17 protein-coding genes and 1 pseudogene are annotated in these 13,577 nt (G+C 38.2%); 13 read left to right on the top strand and 5 right to left on the bottom strand.

Features of this window, described 5'->3' with window-relative positions; translation table 11 throughout:
• Both ISS83_01405 and ISS83_01400 read left to right on the top strand, forming a co-directional pair.
• A partial coding sequence (locus ISS83_01405; GenBank protein ID MBL7142310.1) for a peptidoglycan-binding protein occupies positions 1-521 on the top strand: 521 nt, incomplete at its 5' end.
• 78 nt (positions 522-599) lie between these two features.
• Positions 600-1,778, top strand: coding sequence for a tyrosine--tRNA ligase (locus tag ISS83_01400; GenBank protein ID MBL7142309.1), 1,179 nt, complete (start codon positions 600-602; stop codon positions 1,776-1,778).
• A gap of 322 nt (positions 1,779-2,100) precedes the next feature.
• Here the strand turns inward: ISS83_01400 and ISS83_01395 are convergent, their stop codons facing one another.
• The 4 genes from ISS83_01395 to ISS83_01380 all read right to left on the bottom strand — a co-directional run bounded on the left by ISS83_01395 (position 2,101) and on the right by ISS83_01380 (position 5,620).
• Positions 2,101-2,424: a hypothetical protein gene (locus ISS83_01395; GenBank protein MBL7142308.1), complete on the bottom strand. Its 324-nt coding sequence runs from the start codon at positions 2,422-2,424 to the stop codon at positions 2,101-2,103.
• Between the two features lie 58 nt (positions 2,425-2,482).
• Positions 2,483-3,220, bottom strand: a complete 738-nt coding sequence (locus ISS83_01390; protein MBL7142307.1) for a YebC/PmpR family DNA-binding transcriptional regulator — start codon at positions 3,218-3,220, stop codon at positions 2,483-2,485.
• A gap of 4 nt (positions 3,221-3,224) precedes the next feature.
• Positions 3,225-4,148: a lamin tail domain-containing protein gene (locus ISS83_01385; GenBank protein ID MBL7142306.1), complete on the bottom strand. Its 924-nt coding sequence runs from the start codon at positions 4,146-4,148 to the stop codon at positions 3,225-3,227.
• Between the two features lie 164 nt (positions 4,149-4,312).
• Positions 4,313-5,620: a type II/IV secretion system protein gene (locus ISS83_01380; protein MBL7142305.1), complete on the bottom strand. Its 1,308-nt coding sequence runs from the start codon at positions 5,618-5,620 to the stop codon at positions 4,313-4,315.
• 216 nt (positions 5,621-5,836) lie between these two features.
• Here ISS83_01380 and tsaE point away from each other — a divergent pair, with 216 nt between their 5' ends.
• The 11 genes and pseudogenes from tsaE to holA all read left to right on the top strand — a co-directional run bounded on the left by tsaE (position 5,837) and on the right by holA (position 13,317).
• Positions 5,837-6,289 carry a tRNA (adenosine(37)-N6)-threonylcarbamoyltransferase complex ATPase subunit type 1 TsaE gene (tsaE, locus tag ISS83_01375; GenBank protein ID MBL7142304.1) on the top strand — a complete coding sequence of 151 codons (453 nt, stop codon included), beginning with the start codon at positions 5,837-5,839 and terminating at the stop codon, positions 6,287-6,289.
• A gap of 113 nt (positions 6,290-6,402) precedes the next feature.
• Positions 6,403-7,380, top strand: coding sequence for a hypothetical protein (locus ISS83_01370; protein MBL7142303.1), 978 nt, complete (start codon positions 6,403-6,405; stop codon positions 7,378-7,380).
• A 23-nt stretch (positions 7,381-7,403) separates the two neighbouring features.
• The gene (locus tag ISS83_01365) at positions 7,404-8,264 is read left to right on the top strand and encodes a hypothetical protein (protein ID MBL7142302.1); all 861 of its coding nucleotides are present in this window, start codon (positions 7,404-7,406) and stop codon (positions 8,262-8,264) included.
• Positions 8,265-8,320: 56 nt separating this feature from the next.
• Positions 8,321-8,929: a hypothetical protein gene (locus tag ISS83_01360; protein MBL7142301.1), complete on the top strand. Its 609-nt coding sequence runs from the start codon at positions 8,321-8,323 to the stop codon at positions 8,927-8,929.
• The gene (locus ISS83_01355; protein MBL7142300.1) at positions 8,920-9,525 is read left to right on the top strand and encodes a hypothetical protein; all 606 of its coding nucleotides are present in this window, start codon (positions 8,920-8,922) and stop codon (positions 9,523-9,525) included. The genes ISS83_01360 and ISS83_01355 overlap by 10 nt, the downstream gene beginning before the upstream one ends.
• Complete coding sequence (locus tag ISS83_01350; GenBank protein ID MBL7142299.1) at positions 9,516-11,042, top strand: PAS domain S-box protein; 1,527 nt, start codon at positions 9,516-9,518, stop codon at positions 11,040-11,042. The genes ISS83_01355 and ISS83_01350 overlap by 10 nt, the downstream gene beginning before the upstream one ends.
• Before the next feature lie 39 nt (positions 11,043-11,081).
• Positions 11,082-11,450 (top strand): response regulator, encoded by a 369-nt coding sequence (locus ISS83_01345; protein MBL7142298.1) that lies wholly within the window; start codon positions 11,082-11,084, stop codon positions 11,448-11,450.
• A 3-nt stretch (positions 11,451-11,453) separates the two neighbouring features.
• Positions 11,454-11,822, top strand: a complete 369-nt coding sequence (locus ISS83_01340) for a response regulator (GenBank protein MBL7142297.1) — start codon at positions 11,454-11,456, stop codon at positions 11,820-11,822.
• Positions 11,823-11,828: 6 nt separating this feature from the next.
• Positions 11,829-12,281: a hypothetical protein gene (locus ISS83_01335; GenBank protein ID MBL7142296.1), complete on the top strand. Its 453-nt coding sequence runs from the start codon at positions 11,829-11,831 to the stop codon at positions 12,279-12,281.
• 12 nt (positions 12,282-12,293) lie between these two features.
• Positions 12,294-12,380, top strand: a pseudogene (locus ISS83_01330) (DNA-formamidopyrimidine glycosylase).
• A gap of 1 nt (position 12,381) precedes the next feature.
• On the top strand, positions 12,382-13,317 hold the full coding sequence (holA, locus tag ISS83_01325; protein ID MBL7142295.1) for a DNA polymerase III subunit delta: 936 nt from the start codon (positions 12,382-12,384) through the stop codon (positions 13,315-13,317).
• On the opposite strand, the gene rpsT is transcribed toward holA, so the two are convergent.
• Positions 13,304-13,567, bottom strand: coding sequence for a 30S ribosomal protein S20 (gene rpsT / locus ISS83_01320; GenBank protein ID MBL7142294.1), 264 nt, complete (start codon positions 13,565-13,567; stop codon positions 13,304-13,306). The two genes, holA and rpsT, sit on opposite strands and share 14 nt — an antisense overlap.
• Between the last annotated feature and the right edge of the window lie 10 nt (positions 13,568-13,577).

Here is a 13,577-nt window from a genome sequence, read left to right as displayed (position 1 = left end):
CAGGAACGTACAGCACAGGCAGTTTTACTAAATATCTTAGCGGCTTGACTCCGGGAGCCAAATACTACTACAAGGCCAAAGCCAGGAATTCAGCTGGCTGGGCATACGGCAGCCAATTAAGCTTTACGGCTGGGACAGCTAATATTGAAGATGAAGATGAAGTTATCCAGCAGCTATTATTGCAAATTCAGCTAATTATGGCACAAATTGCCCAACTACAAGCTCAAATAGCAGCGCTCACAGGAACTCCAATCTCTTGGTGCCATACTTTTAATACAAACTTAGCGATAGGAGTTTCCGGCCCAGAGGTTGAGGCTTTACAGAGTGCGCTAGAAAAGCAAGGATTTTATATAAAAGGAACAAAGCCTTCTTACTTTAATGAATCTCTTGCTTCAGCAGTGGTTGGGTTTCAGCAAAAATACAGCAGTGAAATTCTGACCCCCTGGAGGTTGAAGTACGGAACAGGTTTTGTCGGTAATACGACCAGAACCAAGCTGAATGCCTTGTATGGATGCAGATAAAAGATAATGATTTAAAAACGCGCCTTGCCGGGCGCGTTTTTAGTTGTTTTTTTGCTTTTTATATAGTAAATTAGAAGAATGAAAACTACTTCGCAAAAAATCAATGAAATTTTAGAAAGAGGGATAGAACAGATTATTGAAAAAGATAGTCTGTTGAAAAATCTGAAATCCGGCAAAAAGCTCCGTATAAAACACGGCATTGATCCGACCGGCCCCAAAATACATATAGGAAGAGCAATTCAATTCAGAAAACTGAAAAACTTTCAGGATTTAGGGCATAAGATAGTTCTGATTATCGGCGACTTTACAGCTTTAATCGGCGATGCTTCTGACAAACAGGCTATGAGAAAACCCTTATCAGAAAAAGAGATCAAAGAGAATATGAAAGATTATGAAAGGCAGATCGGAAAGATGTTAGATATGAAAAAGACTGAAATTCGCTATAACAGCGAATGGCTAAATAAGATAACCGTAAAAGAATTATTGTCTCTGGCAATGCATTTTTCCGCGCAGCAAATGATCCAAAGAAGAAACTTTAAAGAAAGATGGGAACAGGAAAAACCGATTGGCATTCATGAGTTAGTTTACCCTTTGTTCCAAGGATATGATTCATTTGCCGTGAAAGCAGACGTGGAAATCGGCGGCGCTGACCAGCTGTTTAATTTGAAGGTTGGAAGGGAAATACAAAAGATGTTCGGCCAGCCGCCTCAAGACATAATAACCTCAAAAATGCTTTCCGGCTTAGACGGCAGAAAAATGTCAACCAGCTGGGGAAATATGGTAACGATAGTCGACAAGCCGAACGAAATGTACGGGAAGATTATGTCGATGAAAGACGAGTTTATCTTTGAATATTTCGAGCTTTGCACGGACATTCCGCTATCAGAGATAAAAAATATGTCTTTTAAAAAAGCCAATCCCCGCGACCTGAAAGCAAAGCTGGCCAGGGAAATAGTTTCTATTTATCACGGCAAGGAATTGGTTCTAACTGCTGAAAAAGAATTTAATAAAGTCTTCAGAGAGAAAAAGTTGCCATCGTCAGTGTCTTCGATCAGAATCTCTCAAAAATCTCTGAATATTTTGGAATTATTATTTAAAGCAAAGTTGGTTTCATCAAAAGCTGAAGCCAAGAGGTTGATTAACCAAAAGGGGGTTAAGATCGGCGATGAGGTCCAGACTGATTGGCAGAAGCAAATTAAGATAAAAAAAGGCCTGGTTATCCAGGTCGGTAAAAGAAAATTCGCAAAGATAGCTTAAATGAAAATCCCGCTGAAAGCGGGATTCTCATTTTACTACTCAGAAGCTTCTTCTGTAGCTTCTGGAGTTTTTTCTGTAGCGTCTGGAGTTTCCTCTGCAGGAGCTTCAGTTGTTCCTTCGTCTTCGCTGACGAAAGGTTTTAAAGTTTTGTCTTCCATAGTATTTTTTGCCTTGTTATTTAATTACTTTACTCCGCTTGTGGCGGAGTAGTCTGTTATCTAAGGAATTCGACCTTTTCCAAACACGAAATCAAATTTCATGCTTAGTTGGTTCTACTCAGTATTATATTTTTTTTAAAAATGTTGTCAAGGGTAATCTTTTATCAAACGCTTTCTCTTATGCAATTATTTATTCCAATTTTTTCCTTTTTAAAGCATCTTTTTTTTTGGTTCCAGGCCCAGATTTCCACAATTAATTCAACTTTATGTTTTTTTATGAAACTTGCTATTTTTTTTCTTCTGGCTGAAACGTTTGACAATGTGGTAAGCTGTATGTTTTTTTTACTTTTTCCCCTTAGGGCCAGCAAATCTATTATTCCGAAAACATCAGTTTGCAGAAATTTAACCTTCGGGGCGAACCATGTTATCCAGCCATCAGCTTGAAGCTGTTCAATCGCTTTTTTTCTGATATCGGCTTCTTTTGCCATAGTGTTTTAATTCTTTTAAGCAAAGAGAACTACGTTCTCTTTTTTATTCGTTTTCATTTCATGAAAGCTTCATATTAGAATAGATTTCTTGAATCGCATCATTTTCGTCCAAAGCGTCAAAAAGCTTCTGGCAGGACTCTTTTATTTGTTCCTCTGCTTCAATATCTTCTTTCGCCAGCCAGTCCAGGGAAGCGGAATCTATTTTAATGTTTTTATCTTCTAATTCTTTTTTTGTCGTTTCTAAGGATTCGGGATTGGTATAAATGTTTAGAACATTATCTTGCCAGTTAACGTCTTTTGCCCCTGCTTCAATTGCTGCCATTTCCAGCTTTTCTTTGTTTTTTAATTCTTCATTCTGAGACGCCAAGTCAGCTGTGATAGCCCCATTTTTCTCAAAAAGCCATTTAACGGCGCCTTCGCCGACCAGTTTCCCGTTGTACTGGTTCAAAATCTGTTTTACTTCGCCTAGCGTTCTGTTTCTATTATCAGTAATGCCAGTAATAATTATGGCAATGTTGCCAGGACCATAAGCTTCAAATGAAACTTCTTCCAGAGTTTCTCCGGCTGGCTCGTTTGTCCCTCGCTTGATAGCTCTTTCAACGTTTTCTTTGGGCATATTCAGTTTTTTTGCCATTTCAAAAGCCAGTTTGAGCTTTGAGTTGGTTTCAACCTTAGTCCCTCCTTCTTTGACAGCAACCGAAATCAGCCTGGACATTTTTGAAAACATCTGGCCTCTTTTTTTATCAGTTATTTCTTTTTGGTGCTTGATTGTTTTAGCGTGGGAATGGCCTGACATATTTTTAAATTAATTTCTTCTTAGTAAGGACGATTATTGCTCCGGAAAGAACGGCAAAGCCCAAAGCAGTTAAGAAAACAGAGAAAGGAGTTTTTGGCATTTGCTGGCTGATAGCGGCCATCTGTCGGGTTTTAATTTGTTCTTCTTCTTGTTCGCTTTTATCTTGGCTGGTCGGCAATGAAACCATATTATCTTCACCCGGAGTTAAAACAGTGCTCCAAGTCCAGCTATTTTCCATTTTGCTGTACGATTGACCCTGCGGCGCTTTTTCGTAATTTACACTGTCTATTATGTTTCCGTTCGGCTGAATCAATGATAACCCATCTTGGCTGTTATTCAAAGTAATTTTAGTGGTTGGCCGATTAAACACTAAAAATCCTTTGGCTTTGATCATCGTATTAACAGGAAAAGTGTAAGTTTTTGTTTGGCCAATAGCATCGGTTATTTTCCAAAAAGAAAGATCTGTTGCAAAGTCATTCTGATTGAATATTTCAATCCATTCTTCTTTTTCGTCTTGGCCTTCAGGAGAGGGAAGGATCTCATTGATAATAATGCCGGAAGCATAGCTTTCTTGAGGCTGCTGCTTTGCGTTATTAACAACCGGCTCATATTCTTGAGCAATTGACTCAGTTTGTATTTCTCCCGATACCCAGGCTAGCCCTTGATCTATTATTTTTTGCAAAGTTATTTCGCCAATTCCCTTCACCTTTATTAAATCTTGGACAGAAATAAAGGGTCTTGCCTCTATTATCCTTTGGCCTATCACCGGCCCAACGCCGGTTATCTTTTGCAGCTCTTCTAGAGAAGCAGTATTGAGATCTATCTTTTCTGCGGTTTCGGCAGCTTGTACGCAAAATGCCGCCAAAGTAAACAAAAAGACTAAAAAGAATAGTCCGGGTTTTGCCTCAGCTCTTGACAAAAATAACATAATCTGTTACAATATATTTATTGGAAAATAGCTCTTGGGCTGGGGGACGGAACCTTTCTTCCTGACGGACCTCCTGGTTTCACTGGGAGAATCCTCAAAAAGGTTTCAAACTTTAGTCCCTAGTACTCTAGTCCCCCCAGCCCTGGGGCTATTTTTTTATCTTATTATTCAATTGATACTCTTTCCACTTCTTCAATTGTTGTCAGACCTTCCAAGACCTTGATCAGGCCGTCCTGGCGCATGGGAATCATGCCTCTTTTTATGGCTTCTTCTTTAAAAGCGGCTATTGACGGGTTTTTTAAAATAAAACCTTCCATTTCATCGTCAATCAGGATTGCTTCGAATATGCCAAGCCTTCCTTTATAGCCGGTGGAATTGCATTCTTTACATCCTTTGGCCTGGGGGATTTTTAACCCTTTGCTGATTGAGGGAATTTTTACGGTTTTCGGCAGGCTTTTCAGTTCTTTTTTGAATTTTTCCAAAATATGCGGAGAGGGAGTTATTAATTTGTTGCATTTTTTGCAGACTTTTCTGACCAATCTCTGGGCAACAGCCATATTAACAGCTGGTCCGATATTGGACAAAGATCCTTCTAAACTGGTAAGTCTGGCAATAGTGCCGGCTGCATCGTTTGTGTGCAGGGTTGAGAAAACTAAGTGGCCGGTCAAAGCAGCTTGCAGGGCTATTTGGCAGGTTTTCGGATCTCTGATTTCACCGACCAGGATGACGTCAGGGTCCTGTCTGACAATGGATTGGAGGCCTGAGGCAAAATCATATCCCTTTGACGGATTTACTTGGGTCTGGGAAATGCCATTGACATGGTATTCAATCGGGTCTTCAATGGTGATTATTTTTATTTCGGGCTTATTGATTTTTTTCAAAAAAGCGTAAAGAGTGGTCGTTTTACCGGAACCAGTGGGGCCGGTTACGATAATCATGCCGTTTGGTTTTTCAATTTCTTTTTTAAAAAGATTTAATAAGTCGCTTCTTAATCCCAGGGCTTCCAAATCAACCAGGGATTTTGGATTTAAAATTCTCAAAACAATTGATTCTCCGTGTTCGGCCGGCAAAGTGGATGTTCTTATTTCAATGGGCAGAGTCTCCAATAAAACACTAAATCGGCCGTCTTGTGGCCGATCGCTAATATTCATCTTGATTTCAGACAGGAGCTTTGTTCTTGAAAGCAGGCTTTCATACAGTTCGTATTCAATTACGGTTACGTCCTGCAGAAGACCATCAACCCTTGTTCTGATTTTAGCTTGGTCCTTTTCCGGTTCAACGTGGATGTCAGAGGCGCCCAAGTTGATGGCGCCAACCATAATTGTTTCTATGAGTTCGGAAACGTTCTCGATTGTCGCTTTTTCAATTTCCGTTTTTAAATCAGAAATATTTTTAATATTCTTTTTGAATTCACTGTTTTTTTCCGAAGAAATTTTCAATCCTTTGGTACTGTCTTTGAAGTTTTCTCCCATAAGGTTTACCAAGTGGTAGAATTTTGACTCGCTACGCGGTTTTTACAGCTTTTCTTTAGAAAAGCTCTGTCAAAATTTCACTACTTGGTTTAAAATTAAGTAAGTTAGTTTAATTTAGTTTAAAATCGCCCAAAAGTCAATGACCGAACCCCGCAGACAGCGGGGTGAAGGTGAAGATGAGGGAAATCTTTTCCATCATCGCCTATTGAAACATCAATGGAATCCATATTCATTACAAAAAGTCCGGCTCAGACAAAAAAGCTTGGACAAAGTTTGGCAAAGAGAATTTTAAAATCAAAAGCCTATGGAAAAGCAACTGTTTTAGGATTGGTGGGAGATTTGGGCGGAGGAAAAACCACTTTTTTGCAGGGCCTTGCCAAAGGCCTTGAGATAAAGGAAAGAGTTCTCAGTCCTACTTTCGTCCTGATTAAAAAGTTTTCCACTTCCCGAAGGTCGTTTATCCATATTGATTGTTATAGGATTAAAAAAGCTGGAGAATTGCTTGGTTTAGGATTCAAGGAGTTTGTTTCCGATCCCCGGAACATTATCGCTGTTGAATGGTCAGACAGAGTCAAAAAGATAATACCGAAGAACGCCATTCTGCTGAGGTTCGAATTCGTAAATAAAAATACGAGAAAAATCGTGATAGAATTAAAAAATGCCCCGTAATACAACTTCCAGTAAGGTGCGTTCTAAACAAACGCCGGGCATAACTCAAATGGTTGTAAATATGAAATTATTATTAAATAACCGCTTACAGGCTAAAACGCACCTAAAGGCGTTTGGTTCTGGAAGTTGATATACGGGGAATGGAAAAAGAACATAAAAGAATTTTAATCATTGACGCCAATTCCATAATCCACCGGGCTTTTCACGCTTTGCCCATTTTAACAACGGAAAAAGGCGAGACAACAAACGCTGTTTACGGATTTCTGCTGGTTTTTTTCAAAGCGATAAAGGATTTCCATCCTGATTACATGGCCGCCTGCTTTGATTTGCCTTCACCGACCTTCAGGCATAAAAAATACAAGCTATACAAGGCAAAAAGGCCGAAAGCTCCGGAGGAACTGTACCAGCAGATTCCGAGGATAAAAGAAGTTTTAAAATTATTCAATGTACCCATTTTTGAAAAGCAGGGGTTTGAAGCAGACGATATTATCGGAACCATTGCTGCTTTATCGCCGAGAAAGCAAATAGTTCCGCCGATTGAAACAATTATTGTCAGTGGCGACTTGGACGCTTTGCAGTTGGTTGATAAACAGACAAAGCTCTTCGCTTTAAGAAAGGGAGTGAAAGACGTTGTTCTGTATGACGAAAGCCTGGTTAAAGAAAAATTACAAGGTCTTTTACCCGAGCAAGTATTGGATTTTAAGGCGTTGAGGGGAGATGCTTCCGACAATATCCCGGGAGTTACCGGAATCGGAGAAAAAACAGCCATTGAGCTTCTTTTGAAGTTCAGCACTCTGGATAATTTGTATAAAGAACTTGAGGAAAATTCTGGAAAAGCCAAAAACCTTAAACCGAAGCAGAGAGAAACGCTTCTCAAATACAGGGAGCAGGCTTTTCTTTCCAGAGATTTGGCTCAAATTGAAAAAAACGTTCCTATAGATTTCAATTTGGAAAAATGCTCTTGGATAAATTACGATAAAGCAAAAGCAGCTGACATATTAAAAGAACTTGAATTTTACACCCTAGTCGGGAGGCTGCCCGATTTTGATAAGCCGCAGGAAAAAATTAAAGAAAACCTTAAATTGTGGTAGAATAATAAAAACGGTTGAAAATAATGGCAAACAAAGAAAAAACAAACTCGAAAGACATTCTATTCAAAGAATCTCTAAGGGGCGTCAAAAACGACATTCGTTTGACCTTGGCGGTTCTGGCTGCCTGTATGCTTTTGGCGTTGACTGCTAGATTTATTTTTGGCGTTCCTTTGTCTAACTTTATCTTTCTACTCTTTTCTGTTTGGATACTGTTTTATCTTTCTCATGGCTATTTCATAAAGCGCAAAAAAAACCATGAAGATTTATACAGTTTTCACTTTAAAAACAACATTTTTGACGTTTTATTTTTGACCGTTGTTATTCATCATCTTGGGGGAGTAGAGTGGATAGGAGCGGTTTTCTATTTATGTATTTTGGCTTGGGCCAGCAGCGTTTTGTCGAAAAAGAAGGTTTTTGTTCTTTGTCTCGCCTCCCTTTTCTGTTATTTTCAACTGGCCACCTTGGAATATTTTGGAATCTTGCCCCATAGAGAGGTATTCAGTATTTCCCAGGGCGCTTACCAAGATCCTGTTTTTATTCTGATTCAGACTTTGACGCTGACAATCGCTTTCCTTTTTATCGCCGAGAACTACGGGACTCTGTCAGAGAACCTTCGTAAAAAACAGGAAAAATTGATAAAGGCTCAAGAAGAAATTGAAGAGGCCAAAGACGTTCTGGAAATAAAAGTCGATGCCAGAACCAGAGAACTGCAAGAATTGACCAAGGAACAAGAAGGAACTATTCAAGAAAGAACCAGGGAAATTCAAGAAAAGCTAGAAGACATGGAAAGATTCCAAAAATTGTCTGTCGGCCGGGAATTGAAAATGATAGAGCTTAAAAAAGAAATTAAAAGGCTGGAAGAAAAGTTAAAAGAAATTCATTAAGTAAGATTTTTGGTTTCAAAAGGTCGTCAATTAAATATTAAATTACATTATTAAATATGAACCAGGCATCGATAAAAGAAACAGCAAAAAAGCTATTCGAAACCAAAGGCGAAGCAAGGGGCGTTGCTTTGAAAACCGACCTAGAGTTTATTCTAAAAGAAAAAGGAGAAAAGGGCCTTAAGCAGGTTGAGGATTACTTGAAGGAGATAGGCTTCCCTATCAAATACAAGGAAGTCAAAGTCATGAATTTTTACCCTATTGGATTAAGAATTATTTCTTTGTTAGCGATAAAAGAAGTTTTTAATTTTGACGATGAGAAAATAAAAAGTATTGGCGTTTTTGCCACAAAGGTCTCTTTAATAATCAAACTTTTCATCAAATACTTTTTTTCCACCCAAAGGGTGTTTTTAAAAGAAGCCCCGAAGATTTGGGACAAGCATTATACAATCAGTAAATTGCTGCCGGCTGAACTTAACGAAGAAAAGAAATACGCCATTGTTAAAATAGAGGATTTGGCTTTGGATCCTATCTTCTGTACGTATTTGGGCGGATATTTTTGTGGAATTTTAAAAATGCTTATTAAAACACAGAGTATAGACTTTGAAGAGACAGACTGTCCTTTTAGAGGAGGCAAATACCATGAATTTTTAATAAAATGGCAGTAGAACTGACGAAAGAGATTGCCCAAAAAATCATGGAAACCAAAGGAGAGGCGAGGGGGATCCATTTTAAAAACGATGCAGAATTTGTTTTAAGAGAAAAAGGGAAAGAAGGGTTGGCAATGATTGAAAAAGAATTAGAAGGACTGGGATATCCGATCAATTATAAAAAGATAAGTCAATTTGACTTTTATCCGATAGGCTTGAGAGCCCTTTCTTTATTAGCAATCAAAAAAACATTTGATTGGTCGGACGCAAAGATAAAAGAACTTTGTAAATACGCAATGAATTTTTCTTGGGTCATCAAGCTTCTAATGAAATATTTATCTTCAGTTGAAAAAGTCGCCAAAGAAACTCCAAAAACCTGGTCGCAGTATTTTACTGTCGGCCAGGCTGCAGTCCAAGAGTACGATTTGAAGAAAAAGTACGCAATTATAACTATAAAAGATTTCAGACTCCACCCGGTTTATTGCCGCTGCTTTGAAGGGGTGGTGCCCGGAGTTTTAAAGATGGTAATAGCCTCCAAGAAGATAGTTTGCGAAGAAATAGAATGCGTTTTTAATGGAGGGAAAGAACATAAATTTTTAATAAAATGGCAATAGAAAACAAAGAAACAGAGAAAATTTCTACCCTACTTGAGGATTTAGACTCTTTAGAAAATTATATAAGAGATCTTTTTAACTTTTTGCCTTTGCCGGTTTTTCTTTTGAGTCCGGCCAAGATTATTTTGGAAGTTAATCCTGCTTTTGAGAAAATTACTGGCTATGGGATAGAAGAAAGCATTGGCAAATCAATAGAAGACATATTTAATGCAGAAGAAATTGAGTATTTGGTAAAAGAAACTTTGGGCAAAGGATTCATCAAGGCAAAGGCGATTTCTCTTACGACAAAATCAGGAATAAAAGTTTCGGTCAGCGCTGCCACTATGCTGCGAAAAGGGGAAGAAGGAGACGTTGTCGGATATTTTTTCAGTCTTTTTGATTTGACCGATATCAAAAAGCAGGAGAATGAGCTGATCGATACCCAAAAGTCTCTTTTAAATATTCTTGAGGATACTGAGGGAGCAAGGAAAGAAGTTGAGACAGAGAGAAATAAAACCTTGTCAATCGTGAATAATTTTACTGACGGACTGCTAGTTTTTGACGGAAAAGGAAAACTTTCCCTGATTAATCTCCAGGCAGAAAAGTTTTTTAGCGTCAAAAAAAATGATGTTATCGGTTGTTCAGTGGCAGAGCTAATCTCTTTTCCGGAATTTCTTCCCTTGACTGAAATTTTAGGCGAAGAGATAAAAGAAGTTTTCAGGAAGGAACTGATAATCAAAGAGTATCTGAATTTAGAGGTGTCTTCTGTTTTAATGATGAGCGGGGAGAAGAGAATTGAAACTTTGATTATTTTGCATGATATCACTCGCGAAAAGATAGTAGAGAGGATGAAAACGGAATTTGTTTCTTTGGCTGCCCATCAGCTGAGAACTCCTTTGTCTGCCATAAAATGGACATTAAGAATGTTGTTGGACGGCGACCTCGGCCAAATCACCAAAGAACAAAGGGAATTTATCGATAAATCTTACGTAAGCAACGAGAGAATGATCAGTTTGATCAATGATCTTCTGGACGTAACCAGAATTGAAGAGGGAAGATATCTTTACAATCCTGTTTTGGCTGATATTGGGGGAATGGTCCAATTTGTGGTAAAATCATATAAGGAAGAGATAGCAAAGAAAAAGATTAAATTCAGCTTTGAGAAACCGGCTGGTAAGATGCCTAAAGTTTTGGTGGATGAAGAAAAGATAAAAGTGGCGATTGAAAACCTTCTTAATAATTCCATAAGGTATACTCCTTCTGGCGGCGAGGTAAGTATCAACCTTAAAAGTGATAAAAAGGAAGTGCAGCTTTCAGTAAAGGATTCTGGCGTAGGCGTTCCGAAAGACCAAACGGACAGGATTTTTACCAAGTTTTTCCGAGCGCCCAACGTGATAAGACTGGAGACAGAAGGCTCCGGGCTCGGACTTTTCATCACTAAAAACATTATCGAAGCTCACGGCGGCAAAATCTGGTTTGAATCAGAACTAAACAAAGGTAGCGTCTTTCACTTCACTTTGCCGGTGAAAGAAAATTAAAGGTTTTAGCATATTAAATAAAGTAGTATAATAAATTATATGGCACAAAAAATCGCAATCATGGAAGATGAGGAACTTATTCTTAATCTTCTGGAAAAAAAATTAATCAAAGAAGGGTATGAGCTTTTAGTTGCCAGGAACGGTGAAGAAGGGTTAAAGTTAATAAAAGAGAAAAAGCCAGACCTTCTTTTGCTGGATATCATCATGCCTTTAAAAGGAGGATTCGAAGTATTGGAGGAAATGCAGCAAGATGCGACCTTAAAGGATGTTCCGGTAATTATTATTTCAAATTCCGGACAACCCGTGGAAATTGACAGAGCCCAGAAGCTGGGAGCAAAAGACTGGCTGATTAAGACTGATTTTGACCCGCAAGAAGTAGTTGATAAAATAAAAAAACAAATCGGTTAATTTATGGCAAAGAAAATTTTAATAATTGAAGACGATAAATTCCTGAGGGATTTGATCAGCCAAAAACTGCTTAAAGAAGGTTTTGACATAGCCCAAGCAGTAGATGGGGAAGACGGAATCAAAAAAATCAAGGAAGAAAATCCAGATTTGATTTTATTGGACCTTATTCTGCCCGGTATTGACGGTTTTGAGGTTTTGACCCAGATGAAAGCAGACCAGAATCTAGCTTCGATTCCGGTAATTATTCTTTCCAATCTTGGCCAGAAAGAAGACATAGAAAAAGGATTAAAGCTGGGAGCGAATGATTTCTTGATCAAGGCGCATTTCACTCCCGGCGAGATTATCGAAAAGATAAAGAATGTTTTAAAATAGGAGAGTATGCCCGAACTCTCCGAAGTAGAAACCATCAGGCTTCAGTTGTCTCGCAAGATTGTCGGCAAAAGATTATCAGGGAAGGAAATTACTAAAGTACGGAGAAGGGCCAAGCTTTTAATAATTGATTTCAAAGACGGCAGCAGCCTGATTTTTCACTTGAAACTGACCGATCAATTGATTTTTAACGGAGAACCTTCGCGCCATACCCGCAAGGTTTTTAATTTTCAGGACGGTTCTCGCTTAGTTTTTAACGACCTGCGTAAATTCGGCTGGTTTAAAAACGTGAAAGAAAGTAAGATAATGGAAAAAGAGTTTGGTCCAGAGCCATTAACAATGGATTTGAAGACTTTTGAATCGCTTTTGAATAAAAGACCGAATGCTAAGATAAAGCCATTATTAATGGACCAGAAGATTATCGCTGGTATCGGAAATATTTATTCAGATGAAATTCTTTAAGCTTACCATAAGAAAAAGTGTTCTTCTTGTGGCGGGCAAATCACTAAAATGAAGATCAATAGCCGGTCAGCCCATTTTTGTCTCAAGTACCAGAAATAATATGATTATTTTGCTTTACGGCCCAAATACATACAGCAGCCGCCAGAAATTGCAAGAGATTATTGATAGTTATAAAAAAATCCACAAAAGCGGATTGAGTTTGATATATTTTGACGCCGGAAACTTGAAATTTGAAGAATTTAAAGACGCATTACAGCAAACTTCAATGTTTGACGAAAAAAAGATGATAGTTCTGTCAAATTCTTTTTCCAATAAAGATTTCAAAGAAGAATTATTGGAGAGCCTCAGCTTTTTCCTTGATACAAAAGACATTATTTTGCTTTATGAGGAAGTTAAGATTTTGGAAAGAGATAAGCTGTTAAAAACCCTGGAAAAACAAGCTAAAGTACAGGAATTCCAATTTTTGGAGGGAGCAAAGCTGAAGAACTGGATAAAACAGGAGTTTGCCAAGTTAAAAGCGGAAATCAGTCCGGAGGCCTTGGATAAAATCATTGATTTTGCCGGCAATGATCTTTGGCAGATATCCAATGAAGTGAAGAAATTAGCTGCTTTTAAAAAAGGCAAAAGAATTAATGTTGAAGACGTGGAGTTACTGGTAAAGCCGAAGATTGAAAGCGATATTTTTAAAACGATTGACGCTATCGCTGCTAAAAACAAAAAACAGGCTTTATTGTTAATCCACGAGCATTTGGAGAAGGGCGACAATCCTGTTTATCTTCTTTCAATGATTAATTTCCAATTTAGAAATCTTTTGATGGTAAAAGAGCTTATCGAAAAAGGCATGCCATATTACGCTATTTCAAAGGCAACGAAATTACATCCTTTTGTAGTTAGAAAAAGCTACCAGCAGGCAGCCAGGTTTTCTTTTGCTGAATTAAAAAAAATCTACCAGCAGTTATTTGAGGCAGATTTGGCGATAAAGACAGGCAAAATCGGTTCAGAAGTGGCTCTTGATTTATTCCTTAGCGGGATTTAGCGATCAATTTTGAGATTCTTGATTTTTTCCTGGAAGCAGTATTCTTTTTAATCAGTTTGGTTTTAGCTGCTTTATCTAAAGTTTTATAGATTTGCGGTAGAAGCTTTTTCGCTTCTTCAATTTTCTTTTCTGCTACCAAAACCCTCACCTCTTTTAAGAGGCTTTTTAGTTTTCTAGTTTTCGCGGCATTGATTGCTCTTCTTTTCTGGCTTTTGCGAAGAGCTTTTTTAGCTGATTTGATAATAGGCATAATGGTTTAA

The sequence above is a fragment of the Candidatus Paceibacterota bacterium genome (assembly GCA_016782605.1).
GTDB lineage: Bacteria > Patescibacteriota > Minisyncoccia > Minisyncoccales > RBG-13-42-11 > BS750m-G71.
Note: the sequence above shows the minus strand (reverse complement) of the source record. Positions and strands in the feature narration are given on the sequence as shown.